The sequence below is a fragment of the Hyalangium versicolor genome (genome assembly GCF_020103695.1).
Lineage (GTDB): Bacteria > Myxococcota > Myxococcia > Myxococcales > Myxococcaceae > Hyalangium > Hyalangium versicolor.
On the sequence record NZ_JAHXBF010000019.1, the window covers coordinates 127,153 to 142,940 of the forward strand.

9 protein-coding genes, 1 tRNA gene and 1 pseudogene are annotated in these 15,788 nt (G+C 67.7%); 4 read left to right on the plus strand and 7 right to left on the minus strand.

The features are described from left to right. Nucleotides 1-42 precede the first annotated feature (42 nt). Nucleotides 43-8,118 (plus strand): FG-GAP-like repeat-containing protein, encoded by an 8,076-nt coding sequence (locus tag KY501_RS34645; protein ID WP_224368155.1) that lies wholly within the window; start codon nucleotides 43-45, stop codon nucleotides 8,116-8,118. Between the two features lie 24 nt (nucleotides 8,119-8,142). Here KY501_RS34645 and ychF read toward each other — a convergent pair whose 3' ends face one another. The 6 genes from ychF to KY501_RS34675 all read right to left on the minus strand — a co-directional run bounded on the left by ychF (nucleotide 8,143) and on the right by KY501_RS34675 (nucleotide 12,098). Further along, the gene (ychF, locus tag KY501_RS34650) at nucleotides 8,143-9,252 is read right to left on the minus strand and encodes a redox-regulated ATPase YchF (protein ID WP_224367978.1); all 1,110 of its coding nucleotides are present in this window, start codon (nucleotides 9,250-9,252) and stop codon (nucleotides 8,143-8,145) included. Between the two features lie 51 nt (nucleotides 9,253-9,303). Further along, nucleotides 9,304-9,831, minus strand: a complete 528-nt coding sequence (gene atpF / locus KY501_RS34655) for a F0F1 ATP synthase subunit B (protein ID WP_224367979.1) — start codon at nucleotides 9,829-9,831, stop codon at nucleotides 9,304-9,306. Between the two features lie 156 nt (nucleotides 9,832-9,987). Next, a complete protein-coding gene (locus tag KY501_RS34660) occupies nucleotides 9,988-10,218 on the minus strand; it encodes an ATP synthase F0 subunit C (protein WP_224240070.1) in 231 nt (76 codons plus the stop codon). 148 nt (nucleotides 10,219-10,366) lie between these two features. Continuing rightward, nucleotides 10,367-11,434, minus strand: a complete 1,068-nt coding sequence (gene atpB / locus KY501_RS34665; RefSeq protein ID WP_224367980.1) for a F0F1 ATP synthase subunit A — start codon at nucleotides 11,432-11,434, stop codon at nucleotides 10,367-10,369. After that, nucleotides 11,434-11,832 (minus strand): hypothetical protein, encoded by a 399-nt coding sequence (locus KY501_RS34670; RefSeq protein WP_224367981.1) that lies wholly within the window; start codon nucleotides 11,830-11,832, stop codon nucleotides 11,434-11,436. Before KY501_RS34670 ends, atpB begins: the two co-directional genes overlap by 1 nt. After that, nucleotides 11,829-12,098, minus strand: coding sequence for an AtpZ/AtpI family protein (locus KY501_RS34675; RefSeq protein WP_224367982.1), 270 nt, complete (start codon nucleotides 12,096-12,098; stop codon nucleotides 11,829-11,831). The genes KY501_RS34670 and KY501_RS34675 overlap by 4 nt, the downstream gene beginning before the upstream one ends. A gap of 290 nt (nucleotides 12,099-12,388) precedes the next feature. Between KY501_RS34675 and KY501_RS34680 the strand changes: the two genes are divergently transcribed. Next, nucleotides 12,389-12,886 (plus strand): YbhB/YbcL family Raf kinase inhibitor-like protein, encoded by a 498-nt coding sequence (locus tag KY501_RS34680; RefSeq protein ID WP_224367983.1) that lies wholly within the window; start codon nucleotides 12,389-12,391, stop codon nucleotides 12,884-12,886. Between the two features lie 135 nt (nucleotides 12,887-13,021). After that, nucleotides 13,022-13,312 (plus strand): annotated as a pseudogene (locus tag KY501_RS54385) (PAS domain-containing protein); the annotation flags it as partial. 447 nt (nucleotides 13,313-13,759) lie between these two features. Here KY501_RS54385 and KY501_RS34690 read toward each other — a convergent pair. Continuing rightward, a tRNA-OTHER gene (locus KY501_RS34690) sits at nucleotides 13,760-13,857 on the minus strand. On the opposite strand from KY501_RS34690, the gene KY501_RS34695 reads away from it, so the two are divergent. Then, entirely contained in the window at nucleotides 13,808-15,604 is a 1,797-nt protein-coding gene (locus KY501_RS34695) for a GAF domain-containing sensor histidine kinase (protein WP_224368156.1), read from the plus strand. The two genes, KY501_RS34690 and KY501_RS34695, sit on opposite strands and share 50 nt — an antisense overlap. The last annotated feature ends 184 nt before the right edge of the window (nucleotides 15,605-15,788 follow it).

Genomic DNA, 15,788 nt, shown 5'->3' on the forward strand with positions numbered 1-15,788 from the left:
TTCGCCGCCCATAAGGGTCCACTGCCTTTGGTGCAGGTAGAAATGCTCGATGCCCAGGGCAACCGGGTCACCGACTCCACCACTGCGATTGAACTCAGCCTGGAACCGGTAGCCTATGGAGCCACTCTGGGTGGCACCTCGTCGCGGGCGGTAGTCGGGGGCGTGGCCTACTTCGATGATCTACTGCTCCAGCAGGCCGGCATCGGCTACTCGCTGCACGCCACGGCTCCGGGGTTCACCGAGGCGGTCAGTACTCCTTTCGATGTCACTGCGGGCCCAGTGGATCTCACGAGGACGCTCGTCCAGGTCAGCAAGGCCTCGGTGACAGCGGACGGGTCAGACTCTACGGCCATCACGGTGACCTCGCGCGACTCCTTCGACAACTCTGTCTCAGAGCAGAGCGTGGGAGTGATGGTGTCGGGGAGTAGAAATACTCTATCTCCGGTCGGTGGTACCACCGACTCAGGCGGCACTTTCAGCGCCACCCTCAAGTCCACCAAGGCTGAGATCAAGACCGTCTCTGCCACGCTGAACGGCACGGCGGTGTCTCCGCAGCCGCAGGTGAACTTCGTCTCGGCCACGGCTTCGCGACTGTCCTTCGTGGTCCAGCCGCCCGCGCAGACGGTGGCCGGGCAGACCCTGGCGCCCGCGGTGCAGGTGGAGGTGCTCGACTCCCAGGGCAACCGCGTCACTTCGGCCAATGGCAATGTCTCGCTGGTACTCGATCCGGTGACCAGTGGCGCCACACTCGGCGGCACCACCTCGAAGGCGCTCGTTTTGGGCGTCGCCAACTTCAGCGACCTGAAGGTGCAGAAAACAGGCATGGGCTACACGCTGCGCGCCACCGCCACGGGCCTCTTCGATGCCGTCAGCACGGCATTCGATGTCAGCGCTGGGCCGGTGGACCTCTCGCGGACTCTGGTCGAGGTCAGCAAGACCACGGTGACGGCCGATGGCACGGACTCGACCTCCATCAAGGTCACGTCCCGGGACTCCTTCGACAACGCGGTCTCGAACCAAGCCATGGGGCTGACGGTGTCGGGCACCAGCAACACGCTGTCGGCGGCCAGCGGCAATACGGGTTCGGATGGCACGTTCAGCGCCACGCTCAAGTCCACCAAGGCCGAGGTCAAGACTGTCTCCGCCACGCTGAATGGCACGGCGGTCTCGCCGCGACCGCAGGTGACGTTTGTCTCGGGCTCGGGTTCGCGGCTGGCGTTCGTGGTTTCGCCGCCCGCGCAGACGGTGGCCGGGCAGACCTTGGCGCCTGCGGTCGAGGTGGAGGTGCTCGATATCCAGGGCAACCGCGTCATCTCGGCCAGCGCCAACGTCATGTTGAAGCTGGAGCCGGTTGCCAGTGGCGCCACGCTTGGCGGCACCACCACCCAGGCTCTGGCTTCGGGTCTGGCCAGCTTCAGTGATCTGAATGTGCAGAAGGCGGGTACGGGCTACACGCTGCGCGCTACCGCTGCGGGCCTCACCGATGCGGTCAGCACGGCCTTCGACATCACGGCCGGGCCGGTGGATCTCACGCGGACGCTCGTCCAGGTGAGCAAGACCACGGTGACGGCCGATGGCACGGACTTCACCACCATCACCGTGACGTCGCGAGACTCCTTCGACAACCCCGCATCGAACCAAGCCGTGGGGCTGACGGTGTCGGGGACCAGCAACACGCTGTCGGCGGCCAGTGGCACCACGGGTCCGAATGGCACTTTCAGCGCCACGCTCAAGTCCACCAAGGCTGAGGTCAAGACGATCACCGCCACCGTGAATGGCACGGCGGTCTCGCCGCAGCCGCAGGTGACGTTCGTTTCGGGCTCGGGTTCGCGGCTGTCGTTCGTGGTCCAACCGCCCACGCAGACGGTGGCCGGACAGACTCTGGCTCCTGCGGTGCAGGTCGAGGTACTCGATGCCCAGGGCAACCGGGTGACTTCCGCCAGCGCCAACGTCACGCTGACGCTGGAGCCGGTGGCCAGTGGCGCCACACTCGGTGGCACCACGACGAAGGCGCTGGCTTCTGGGCTGGTCAGCTTCAGTGATCTGAATGTGCAGAAGGCAGGGACGGGCTACACGCTGCGCGCCACCGCTGCGGGCCTCACGGACGCGGTCAGCACGGCCTTCGACATCACGGCTGGGCCGGTGGATCTCACGAGGACGCTTGTCCAGGTGAGCAAGACCACGGTGACGGCGGATGGCACGGACTCCACCACCATCACCGTGACGTCTCGGGACTCCTTCGATAATCCGGTGTCCGGCCAGACGGTGGGTCTGGCTGTGTCAGGCACCCTCAACACGCTGTCGGCGGCCAGTGGCACCACGGGCACGAATGGCACGTTCACCGCCACGCTCAAGTCCACCAAGGCGGAGAGCAAGACAGTCTCTGCCACGCTGAACAGCTCTCCGGTCTCGCCGCAGCCGCAGGTGACGTTCGTCGCGGGTCCTGCCACCCGGTTGGCGTTCGTCGTCAATCCGCCCGGGCAAACCGGCGCCGGGCAGACGATGACTCCCGCCGTGCAGGTGGAGGCGCTGGATGCCCAGGGCAATCGGGTCACTTCATCCATGCTCAGCGTGACGCTGGCGATCGAGCCGGTGGCCAGTGGCGCCACGCTTGGCGGCACCACCACCAAGGCGCTCGCTTCGGGCGTGGCCAGCTTTAGCGACCTGAAGGTGCAGAAGACGGGCACGGGCTACACGCTGCGCGCCACCGCCACGGGTCTTAGCGATGCGGTCAGCACGGCCTTCGATATCACCGCCGGGCCCGTGGATCTCTCGCGGACCCTCGTGGAGCTCAGCAAGGCCACGGTGACGGCCGATGGCACGGACTCCACCACCATCACGGTCACGTCGCGGGACTCCTTCGACAACCCGGTGTCCGGTCAGGCCGTGGCCCTCACGGTCTCGGGCACCAGCAACACGCTGTCCGCGGCCAGCGGCACTACGGGCACGAATGGCACGTTCAGTTCCACGCTCAAGTCCATCAAGGCCGAGGTCAAGACCGTCTCCGCCACCGTGAATGGCACGGCGGCCTCGTCGCAACCGCAGGTGACGTTCATCGCAGGCCCGGCCACCCGGTTGGCCTTCGTGGTTCAGCCTCCTGCGCAGACTGGCGCCGGGCAGACGATGACGCCCGCTGTGCAGGTAGAGGTGCACGATGCCCAGGGCAACCGCGTCACCGTGTCCACGCTCAGTGTGATGCTGGCGCTGGAGCCGGCGGCCAGCGGAGCCACGCTCGGCGGCACCACCACGAAGGCTGTGGTTTCGGGTCTGGTCAGCTTCAGTGACCTGAGCGTGAGGAAGGCAGGCACGGCCTACACGCTGCGCGCCACCGCCACAGGCCTAGCCAGTGCGGTCAGCACCCTGTTCAATATCATCGCAGGACCGGCGGATCTCATGAGGACCCTCGTGGAGATCAGCAAGAGCACCGTCACCGCCGACGTCACGGATTTCACCACCATCACTGCCACCGTGCGCGATGCCTTCGACAACCCGGTGTTCAGTCAGGCCGTGGCCTTCACCGTCACGGGCAGCGGCAACGTGCTGTCGGCAGCCAGCGGCTCCACGGGCATGAATGGTACCTTCAGCTCCACCTTCAAGTCCTTCAAGGCCGAGGTCAAGACGATCTCCGCCACCGTGAATGGCACAGCGGTCTCACCGCAACCGCAGGTGACTTTCGTCCCCGGCCCCGCCGTGAAGCTCGCCTTCGTCACCCAGCCGCCTACGCAAACGGTGGCCGGACAAACCATGACGCCCGCAGTCAAGGTGGAGGCTCTCGATACCCTGGGCAACCGGGCGACCGGCTCCACCGCCACGATCGCGCTCGCGGTGGAACCGACGTCCAGCGGCGCCACCCTGGGCGGCACGGTGTCTCGGGCGGCGGTCGCCGGTATGGCCACCTTCGATGACCTGTTCGTCCGGCAGGCCGGCACCGGCTACTCGCTGCGGGCCACCTCGGTGGGCCTGAGCGATGGCGTGAGCGGGCTGTTCAGCGTCATCGCCGGCACACCTTCCCTGCTGACCTCCACGCTCACGGTGGCTCCCGCCAGCCTGGCGGCGGATAACGTCGCCGAGGCCACCATCACCGTCACCGTGAAGGACTCCTACGGCAATCCGGTGCCGAATCAGTCGGTGGTCCTCGCCGTCTCGGGCGTGAACAACACGCTCACTGCGTCCAGCGGCACCTCCGGCACGGATGGCAAGTTCGTCGCGAAGCTGCGCTCCACCACGGCCGAGGTGAAGAACGTCGATGCCACGGCGGCTTCGCTCACGCTGCCGACCGCCACCGTCACCTTCGTGGCGGGCCCTGTCTCCACCCTCAACCTGGTGGCTGTGCCCACGCAGTTGGAGGCCAACGGCACGGACAAGACGACGCTGACGGCCACCGTCGAGGACTCCTTCGGCAACCGCGTGCCCAACGTGGCCATCACCTTCACCGCGACGGGTTCGGGCAACATCTTCAACCCGGGAGACGGCAACACGGACGCCAACGGCCAGCGCATCGCCGGCTTGAGTTCCACCGTCACGGGCGTCAAGACGGTGACCGCCACAGGCGCGGGCAAGACGGGCATCGCCACAGTCACCTTCCTGCGGCCTCCCGCCCAGGTGATCAACCCGGTGCTGGTGGGCAGCACGGCCTCGAGCTGCGCGACGCTCCAGTACACGTTGACCCAGGCGGCCTCCTCTCGCGCCGACGTCATTGTCGAATACGAGGAGAACGGCGTCTTCAAGCGCGCCACCCAGGCGGGCTCCACCACCGGCTCGGGCGTGCAGGGCGTGGCCACTTCGCCCACCGGCGTCACGCACACGTTCCTCTGGAACAGCACCGCGGATCTGCCCTCGTCCACTGCCACCATCCGCATGCGCATCACCGCCCAGCTACAGGGTGCACTGCCTAGCAGTGTCTTGCTCAATGGTGTCGTCATGGCCAACGGCATGCAGTTCGCCGCACTGGGCCTTCTGCCCGCGGGCACCGCGCCGGGCCTGGTGGCTCGCGCGGACCTGAACAATGACGGGAAGACGGACCTGGTGGTGGGCAGCGCCACCTCCAACGATCTCCAGGTACTGCTGGGCGATGGCGCCGGCTCGTTCGGGGCCGCGACGCCCGTCACCGTGGGATTCCCCTCCTCGGCCCTGGTGGTGTGGGACGTGGATGGGGACGGGAAGATGGACGTGCTGACCGGCGGCACGGCCAATAGCAACGTGTACCTGCTCAAGGGCACGGGTACGGGCACCTTCAGCGCGGCCACTGTGGCCACCACGCTTCAGGGCCCCACGGCTGGCCTGGTGGTGGGCGACTTCAACCGCGATGGGAAGGTGGACCTGATTGCCACCAGCACGGCGGGCACTGTGGAGGTCGCCCTGGCCACGACGGCAGGGGTGTTCGGCGCGCCCACTCGCACCACCGTGGGCGGTTCGCCGCAGACCATCGCCACCGCGGACCTCAACCTCGATGCCCGGTTGGACCTCATTTTCGTGGACCCCACGCAGGACGTGAAGGTGATGCTGGGCACCAGCTCGGGCACCTTCGGCGCGGTGTCGCCGCTGGGCATGGGGGCGGGGGTGACGGCGCTCGGCGTGGCGGACCTGAACAAGGATGCACGTCCGGATGTGGTGGCCGCCCTGGGCGCCAGCGGCACGGTGCGTGTCGCGCGCGGCAACGGGGACGGCACCTTCTCCTTGCAGACGGCCATCACCACCGGCGGACAGCCCGCGGGGCTGGCCGTGGTGGACATGGACGAGGACAGCAACCGAGACGTGGTAGTGACGGGCGTGGGCAGCGATGTGCTCATCCTGTCCGGCAAGAGCGATGGCTCGCTGAACACCACGCCGCGAGTGACGCCCGCGGGAGGCCCCGCCACCTCGGTGGTGGTGCTGGATGCCGACCGCAGCGGCCGCCAGGACATCGTGGCGGTCCGCCCGGCCAGCAACGGTGTGGCGGTGCTGCTGAGCATACAGGCTGATCGCTGCGAGGCTGCGCTCAACGCGGGCCTCCATTTGCAGGTGAGCCCCTCGCCCGCCGCCTCCACGGTGGCGGATCTGGATGGAGACGGCCGCCCGGATCTGGTGGTGGCCGTGGGCGGCACCACGGCGGGTGCCAGCGCGCTGGCCGTCGCCAAGGGCCGCGGCAATGGCAGCTTCTCCGCCTTCACCACCGTGTCCCTGGGCACCACCGCGCTCAACCCGCAGGGCGTGACGACCGGAGACTTCAACGGAGACGGGCGGTTGGACCTGGTGAGCGCCAACCAGAGCGCCAACACCGTGAGTGTGTTGCTGGACAACGGAGTGGGTGGTTACGGCACTCCGACCACGTGGAATACCGGCGCCTCGCCGAAGGGGATGGCCACCGCAGACTTCGATCTGGATGGCAAGTTGGACCTGGTGGTCGCCAATAGCACCGCGAGCAACGTGACGGTGCTGTATGGCAACGGGGATGGCACCTTCCCCACCAGCTTCAACTTCAACGTGGGTGTCTCCCCGCAGGCCGTAGTGGTGGTGGACCTCAACAGAGATGGCAAGCCGGACATCGCCACGGCCAACTTTGGCGGTAGCAGCGTCACGGCCCTGCGCAACAATGGCGGTCGTTCCAGCACGGCCTTCACCAGCATGGGCAACACCGTGGCGGGCTACACGCCCCGAGCCATCGGCACCGGAGACTTCAACGGGGACAACAAGCCGGACATCGTCGTGGTGGGCAACCCCAGCAGTGTGGGCGCGGTGAGCGTGATGTTGGGCGCGGGGGACGGCAGCCTGGGCTCCGCCGCCACCACTTCCGCCACCCCCAGCACCCCCGAGTTCAAGGATCCGCGCGGTGTCGTTGTCGGAGACTTCGACCAGGATGGCAAGCTGGACGTGATAGCGGGCAACAACACCGATGTGAGCGTCATCCTGCTCAAGGGCCTGGGGACCGGGCGGTTCACCATCGGTCCGTCCACCGCCACGGGCACGAGTATCGTGGACATGGTGGGCAGCGATGTGGACGGAGATGGGTTGCTCGACCTCGTGGGAACCCTCACCGTGGACAACCGCGTCTTCGTACTGCGCAGCAAGAGCATCGATCTGCCCGGCCCGACGGCCTATCCGCTGCAGACGGTGTCGGGGCCGGTGACTGGCCGCGGTGTCACCGTGGTGGACCTGAACAAGGACGGCAAGCCGGATGTGCTGACCACCAACCGCTCCACCAACAAGCTGAGCCTGCTGCTGGGGGACGGTACGGGCAACTTCCTGCTGTCCTCCACGGCTCCTGCGGTGGGTACAGCCCCCAGCTTCGCTGCCACCGGAGACATCGACCGCGACGGCAATACGGACGTGGTGGTGACCAACAACACCACCTCCACGCCCAGCATTTCCGTCTTGATGGGAGACGGGAATGGGGGCCTGACAAAGCTGGGCGCGGATCTCACCTATCCCGTGGGGCCTCGGAGCGTGTGGCTGGTGGACTTCAACAATGACGGGGCTCTGGACCTGCTCGCGTGCGGCAATGCCGTGTACCTGCGCCTCAACACCGGCGGCGGCACCTTCGCCAACTACACCACGACCACCGTGGGTGGTGCGCCGCAGTCCGAGGTCGTCGCCGACTTCAATCAGGATGGCCGGCCGGATGTGGCGGTGACCAACAGCGCCAGCTCCGCCGCAGTGGGCGTGCTGCTGGGTAACGGGGCCGGCGGCTTCATGACCCCGGCGAAGACCCAGGGCTTGTCAGGTGCTGGCGTAGCGCTCGCTACGGCGGACTTTGACCGGGACGGAAAGCCGGACCTCGCCGTCACGGTCACTGCCAGCACGGGCGTGTATAACGTGAAGGTGATCAAGGGCCGGGGCGATGGCACCTTCGACTCCACCGTGTGGTCGACGCTGAGCTTCAACGCTCCGACCTTTGCGCCAGAGTGGATCCAGGCGACCGACTTCGATGGGGACGGACGAGCGGACCTCGCCGTGTCGGCGCCGGGAGTGGATGCGGTGATCATCTGGCGCGGCAACGGCGCCGGAGGCTTCTCCGCACCCTCCATCTGGGGTTCGACGGACCAAGCTCAATCCGTGGCGCTCGCGGACGTCAACAACGATGGCCTGGTGGACGTCATCACGGGCGGCCTCAGCTTACTGGGCGTGCTGCCCGGCCGCTGAAGCCGACCGCCTGCACCGCTTGCGTTACACGTTGAAGCGGAAGTGCATGCAGTCGCCGTCCTGGACGACGTACTCCTTGCCTTCCACGCGCAGCAGGCCCTTCTCCTTCACCGCGCTCTCGCTGCCGAGCTTGATCAGGTCCTCCCAGCGCATCACCTCGGCCTTGATGAAGCCGCGCTCGAAGTCCGAGTGAATCACGCCCGCCGCCTGAGGAGCCTTGTAGCCCTGGTGGATCGTCCAGGCGCGGCACTCCTGCTCGCCGACCGTGAAGTACGTGAACAGGCCCAGCAGCTTGTAGCCCGCCCGCACCACCTTGTGCAGACCCGGCTCGCTCAGCCCGGCGCTCTCCAGGAAGCCCGGCCGCTCCTCCTCCGGCAACTGCTGGATCTCCGCCTCCATCGCCGCGGCGAGCACCACCACCTCGGCGCCCTCCTTCGCCGCCATCTCCTTCACCGCGCGCACGTGCGGCGACTCATCCTCCTTGCCAATCTGGCCCTCGGAGATGTTCGCCACGTACAGCACCGGCTTGTCCGTCAGCAGGAACAGCTCGCGGATGGCCGCGTGCTCATCCTCCGTGAGCTTCTGCCCACGCACCGTGGTGCCCGCGTCCAGCCCCGCCTTGACCTTGTCCAGCAGCGCCAGCTCGGCCTTGGCCTCGTCACCCGCCTTGCCGCCCATCTTCGCGTTGCGCTGGGCGCGCTCGCGGCGCTTCTCGACGGTCTCCAGGTCCTTGAGGCACAGCTCCGTGTCCACGACGTCCCGATCCCGCACCGGATCCACGCCACCCTCCACGTGGGTGACGTTGTCGTCCACGAAGCAGCGCAGCACGTGCAGCACCGCGTCCACCTGGCGGATGTTGGCCAGGAACTGGTTGCCCAGGCCCTCGCCCTTGGACGCGCCTCGCACCAGGCCGGCGATGTCCACGAACTCCAGTGAGGTGGGCACCTTCTTCAGCGGCTTGATGAGCGCCGACAGCTTGTCCAGCCGCTCGTCCGGCACGGGCACCACTCCCACGTTCGGCTCGATGGTGCAGAACGGGTAGTTGGCCGCCTGTGCGCCAGCGGCGGACAGCGCATTGAAGAGGGTGGACTTGCCCACGTTGGGCAGCCCGACGATACCGATGGAGAGACCCATGACGGTTCCTTGGAACAGCGCGAACGGCGGGCTGCTTCCCGGCGAGCCGGACTAGGCGCGCGGAGTGCCGCCCGACGGCAGGCCCTTGACGAACTGCTCGGCCAGCGCGCGGTGCTTGGCGTCATCCAGACGCTCGTTGATGAGCTTGCCCGCCACATCGACGGCCAGATCCACCGCCAAGGCGCGAATCTCCGCGACGGCCTTGGTGCGCTGATCGTCGATCTCGCGGCGAGCCTGGGCCTTGAACTCCTCGGCCTCCTTGCGGCTCTTGGCCATCAGCTCCTCGCGGTACTTCTCCACCTCCTGCTGGTTGCGGCGCATCATCTCCGCGGCCTCCTGGCGGGCCTGGGCGATGGCCGTCTTCTGCTCGGCCAGCAGCTTCTCGGCCTCGGCGCGCTCCTTCTTGGCGCTCTCGATGGCACTGGTGATCTGCTTCTCGCGCTCCTCGACGAGCGAGAGGATGGGGCCCCACGCCTTCCAGCGCAGCACGACGAGCACGAGGACGAAGGTGATGAGGGTCCAGAAGATGAGGCCCGGACGGACCTCCAGGAAGCTGGCGGCGAGGAGGAGGGTGTTCATCGAAGTCATCCTTCGCGGAAGGGCGGGAGGGTACAGCGAAAGTTCACTGCGGCTGAGGCGGTAGGTGCCTCTTCACTTCGAGCTCCAGGGTGGAGCGGCTTCCCGGCGCGGCGCCCGCCATTTGCGAGCGCCGGCCTGGGGGTCCTGCTGGCCCGACTAGGTCTTGGTGGCGAGCAGGATGCAGATCACCAGCGCGAACAGCGTGGCGCCTTCGATGAGCGCCGCGGCGATGATCATGGAGGTGCGGATGTCGCCGCCGGCGGCCGGCTGACGGCCCGTGGCCTCCATGGCGGAGGCGGCCAGCTTACCGATGCCCAGGCCGGCACCGATGATGGCGAGGCCGGCGCCAATGCCGGCGGACAGGAACGCGAGAGCGAGGTTGGTCATGGGAGTGCTTCTTCTTTCTTCTAGGTAGGACCCGCTTGTGGGGGGGTCGTGTCGTCCCTTTTGGACTACCTCCGGCGACCTTTCGAATCGCCGGGTTCTTTCCGGGGCGCCGGTGCCGCTTGCGCCCCGCTAACTCAGGAGGAGCGGACTAGGCGTGGGCCCGGCCGTGGTCGTGGCTCTTGGCGCCCTCGTGGTGGCCCTCGCCGTGCTCGTGGGCGTGGTCACCGTGGTGGCCCATGGCGACGCCCATTCCGATGAAGAGCGCCGAGAGCATGGTGAAGACGTAGGCCTGCACGAAGGCGACGAAGAGCTCCAGGAAGTAGATGCCCATGGCGAAGGGCACGGCCACCAGGCCCACCGCCGCGCTGCCCAGCATGAAGATGAGGCCGAGCAGGAAGAAGATGACGATGTGGCCCGCCAGCATGTTGGCGAACAGACGCATCGTGAGGGCGAAGGGCTTGGTGAACAGGCCCAGGATTTCCACCGGAATCATGATGGGCCACAGCAGCCAGTGCACGCCGCCCGTGAGGTGGGCCAGGTAGCCGCCGAAGCCCGCCGCGCGGATGCCCGCCAGCTGCGTGAGGATAAAGGTGCACAGCGCCAGGGCGCAGGTGACGGCGATGTTGCCCGTGGCCGTGGCCATCCAGGGGAACAGGCCCAGCATGTTCATGAAGAGGATGAAGAAGAACGCGGTGAGCAGGTAGGGCACGTAGCGCGGGCCCTCCTCCTTGCCGATGTTCTTGATGGCCAGCTCGTCCCGGACGAAGAGCACCAGCATCTCGAAGAGGTTGGCGCCCGCCCCGCGCGGCACCAGCTTGGACTTGTCGCGGTTGCTCCAGATGAGGATGGAGCCGATGAGCAGCGCCGCCGCCAGCCACATCATCACCGTGTGCTTGGTGATGGAGAGGTCCAGGCAGCCCTGGAGCAGGCCCGGGTGCGCCGCGCCGTGGCCACCCTCCGCCGCGGCCTCACCGTGCTCCGCCGCGGGCGCCTCGCAAGCCCCCTCGTGGAAGGGGATGAGGATCTGCGGCAGGTGGATGGTCACACCTTCGTGGCTCAGGGGGATCTCGAACTCGTACTCAGGCGAGTCCGACACGTGGTGCATGATGAAGCCCGCCACGTCCTCCTTGGGGTGCTCGCCCGCGGCGGCCGTCTCCTCCGCGGCCAGCGCGGTCACGGCGAACAGACTGGCGAACAGGACCATTGCCTTGCGCATCACTCGTCTCCGCCCGCCGCGCTCCGAGAGGCGGCGTTCACGTAGCTGATCTCCACCCACTGCAGCACAAAGTAGACGCCGAAGAAGCCAACGACGAAGCCCCACGGCCCCAACCCTCGCGACACGATCGCGTACAGCCCCGCCGCCACCGCCACCGCCCGGAGCGCGAACACCAGCCCCACCACCTTGAGCGCGGCCTGGAGGCTGCGCTGCACCGCCCTGCGCTTCAGACCCAGCGACACCACCCCGGTGAGCGCCGCCAACCCCGTACCCCACAACGCCGGCCACCGGTTCTCCGGCGTCTGCGGCAGAGCTGCCGCCAGCGCCAGGCCCACCACCGCCACTCCCGCCGCCACCATCGCGTGGTTCTGGAAGGTCTCCCCTGCCCGATCCTTCACTTCTTCTTCCCCAGCCGGGTCATCTCATGGAGGAACCCGTAGAAGCCGACCACGGTACCCACCACGCTCAACCCCACCAGCAACCAGGGTTTGGTCCCCAGCCACCGGTCCAGCAGCAGGCCCCCGATCACCCCCACCATCGTCCCGCCCACCATCTTCCAGACCGCGGAGATGTAGGGCATGGCCGCCTGCATCTGCTGGGCGCCCGAGCCCAGCTCGGTGCCTTCCTTCTCCTTATTACCGGGCTCCCTGGGCTCCTCAGCCATCGGACGCCTCACCAACTCCCGGGAAAGCCTGGGGTTTCGACCTCCACCTGCCCCGCCCGAATCCACGCGCGCGCGCCGCTTAGCACTGAAACTGCGGCATGCGCAACCGCTACCGTTGAGCAGAAGGCACCAGGCACCAGTCCGGGTTAGGGGTACTGGAAGGCCAGGTTCTTGAAGTGGCCCGGTTCACAGCGAGGGGCGCGAGCCCCCGTCCCTCTGCCCCCAGGGTCCCCGCCGCTCCGTCCCCATCGTCAGCTTGATGAGGGACTCCCTGCACGACGGAGGACACCATGTCGAAGCCACTCCACCTCACTTCACCCCGCTTCAAGGATGGTCAGACCATCCCCATCGCCTTCACCTGCGAGGGAGAAGACAAGGCCCCGCCCCTTCACTGGGAAGAAGTCCCTCATGGCACGCGCAGCCTGGCCCTCGTCGTAGAAGACCCGGACGCGCCGGATCCGCGCCACCCGCAGCGCACCTGGTGCCACTGGCTCCTCTACAACATCCCCCCAGGAACGAGAGACCTGCCCGAGGGCGCCAGCCCCGACAACCTCCCCCGAGGCGCACTCCAGGGCCGCAATGACTGGGACCGCACCGGCTACGGAGGCCCCTGCCCGCCTATCGGCCGCCACCGCTACATCTACCGCCTCTATGCGCTGGACACCGTCCTGCCCGACCTGGGCTCGCCCACTCGCACCCAGCTCCTGGATGCCATCCAGGACCATGTGCTCGCCGAGTCTCAGCTGATCGGCACCTATGAGAAGACCCATCCCCACGTCAGCGCCTGAGCCTCGTGCACTCGAGCCAACACCTGGTGAAGTGAGCCAGGACGGCAGCTTCCCCTCGGTGGGCCCAGGGTGCGATGGTGCGCGGTCGTGACGACGTCCAGCGAAGCCGGCGCGCAGTACCGGCACTTCGACGCGATGCCCCTCTGTCTTGGAGTCATCCGGGACGGACGGTTCATCTATGCCAACGCGTCGATGATGGACCTGCTGGGGCGCCCCGCTGAACAGGTCCTCGGGCGCCCCACCCATGAGCTGATCGGGGACTCCCCCGCTGCCAAGGCCCTGCTGGAACACCTCCTGCATCGCATGCGCGGGGGACGAACCCCCGCGATGTTCGAGCTGCTCCTGGAAACCCCCTCCGGAGAGCGGCGCATCGAGGTCAACGTCACCCTCAATGGCCTGGACGCCCTCCTGCTCGTGCAGGACGTGAGCATCCGCGCTCGCCATCGCACCGTGCTCCAACGGCTGGCCGAGCTGGGCACCGGGCTGCCCGGCATGGGCACCGAGCAGGAAGTGATCACCCGCGTCTTCGACGGGTTGGTGGAACTGGAGTTCACCTTCGCCTACGTCGTACCTCTGGGGGAGCACGCGCGGCTGGAGCGGCTGTACATGCCCCCCGCGCTGTCCAGTGCCCAGGAGCCCGAGACCGGCACCTGGACGACCGGGCTGACGGGCATCTGGACTCCCCTGCTGGAACGCACCTGGAAGGATGGCTCCGCGTACGAGCCCGACTTTGCCCTCGAGGCCTCCCACTTCCTGAAGGAAGAACTCCCGCGCGATGTGTCCTCCCTCCTGTCCGAGGCCGGACTGCGCGTCATCGGCGTGCGCATCGAGACCAGCGGCATGCGCCGTGCCGTGCTGGTGGTGGCCGCCCCCTGGCTGCGCGAGGAGGATTTGCCCCCGCTGCGCCTCTTCGGCGCCCAGGTGTCCGCCGCGCTGGATGCGGCGTTCACCATCTCCCAGCTCTCCGCGCAGAACACCTCGCTGGCCGCGCTCAACCGCCTGGCCTCCACCGCGGCCACGGCCCTGGAGCCGCGGGACTTCTTCGGGCCCGGCGCCCGGGAGATCACCCGGCTGCTGGGCTGCGAGGCGCTGGGCCTCTTCCTCCGCAAGGACCACTCGGAGGAGCTGGAGCTGGCCTATGCCCAGGGGCTGGATGCCATCAGCGCCGAGCAGTACGAGCGGATGCCCCTGCGCGGCAGCCTCTCCGACGAGGCCATGGAGCGAGGCACGGCCCTGGTGCTGGAGGTCGAGTCCTGCACCGGCGCCACGCGGGAGAACATGCAGCGCCAGGGCTACACCACCGTGGCGGTGGTGCCGCTGCGGGTCCGCTCGCGGCTGGTCGGCACGCTCGTCGTCGCCTTCCGCAAGCGCCGCGGCCTGGCTCCCCTGGAGCGCGAGACGCTTCAGGCCATGGGCGCGCACTTCGCCGCCGCCACCGAGTCCCACCGCCTGCTCACCGAGGTCCGCCGCCGCGCCGATGATCTCGCCCTCATCCACGAGGTGAGCCGGAAGATGGTGGCCACCCTGGAGATGGATCTCCTGATGCAGATCGGCGTGGAGGGCCTGGCGCTCATCGCCCGCGCGCCGGACGCCTTCCTGCTGCTGCTGGACGCCCAGGGACAGAAGCTGGAGGCCCGCGCCGCTGTCCACCGGAAGCTGGCGCCGGACAGGACTTCCGTTCCCATCTGGCCGCCGGACAGCTCCCTGTCCGCCAAGGCGCTCCATACCCGCATGCCCGTCGTCGTGGAGGATGCGACGCAGACGAAAATCCTCCACCCCATCGCCCACAAGGTGGGGCTCACCGCCGCGCTCATCCTTCCGCTGGTGGTGCGCGAGCGCGCCATGGGCGTGGCCATCATCATCGAGACGGGCGGTCCGCGCCGCTTCACGGACTCAGAGGTGGAGCGCGCCTCCGCCATCACCAACCAGCTGGCCCTCGCCCTGGAACAGGCCCGCCTCATCGAGGACCTCAAGAAGAGCTACGCGGAGCTGGCCCGTACCCAGGAGCAGCTCGTGCAGCGCGAGCGGCTCGCGGCGCTGGGCGAGCTGGCGGCGGTGATGGCCCACGAGGTGCGCAACCCGCTGGGCGCCATCTTCAACTCCGTCTCCTATATCCGCCGCCTCATCGGCACGGCGAACCCCGCGCTGCCGCTGGTGGAGATCGTCGCGGAGGAGGCGGACCGGCTCAACCGCATCGTGGATGATCTGCTGCACTTCGCGCGGCCGCCCTCGCCCTCGCCCTCGCCCGTGCCCCTGGGACGGCTGTTGGAGGACACGGTGCGCGCGGCGCTGGCGGATGCCACCGGCAAGGTGGAGGTGGTGTGGGACGTGGAGGCCGAAGTCCCCGTGCTCGTGGACGAGCGGATGATCCGCCAGGCCTTCCTCAACCTCACCCTCAACGCCGTGCAGGCCATGCCGCAAGGCGGCAAGCTTCACGTGCGCGTGCGGCGCGAGCAGGGCTCACGGCCCGAGGTGCAGGTGGAGCTCACCGATACCGGCACGGGCATCCAACCGGACCTGCGCTCGCGCATCTTCGAGCCCTTCTTCACCACCAAGGCCAAGGGCACGGGCCTGGGGCTGGCCATCGTCAAGCGCATCGTCGAGAGCCACTCCGGCCGCGTGACGCTCGAGTCCGAGCCCGGCCACGGCACCACCTTCCGGCTCTTCCTCCCCTGTGAGCCCGAGGCCGTGCAGCCTCCGCTCCAGGCCGAAGCCTGACGCATTGAGACAAGAAACACGTCGACTCGTCGCGTCGTAAAACATCGCGCCACAAAGTTGATGTGTGATTCATGACTCAGGTGATCATTTCACGCGAAGTGCTACCTTCGCGCGCCTCCACACAAGGGAGGGGCTCATGCGAAAGCAGCGTCTTGGAAGTCTCGTTGGCGGACTTCTCTTCCTG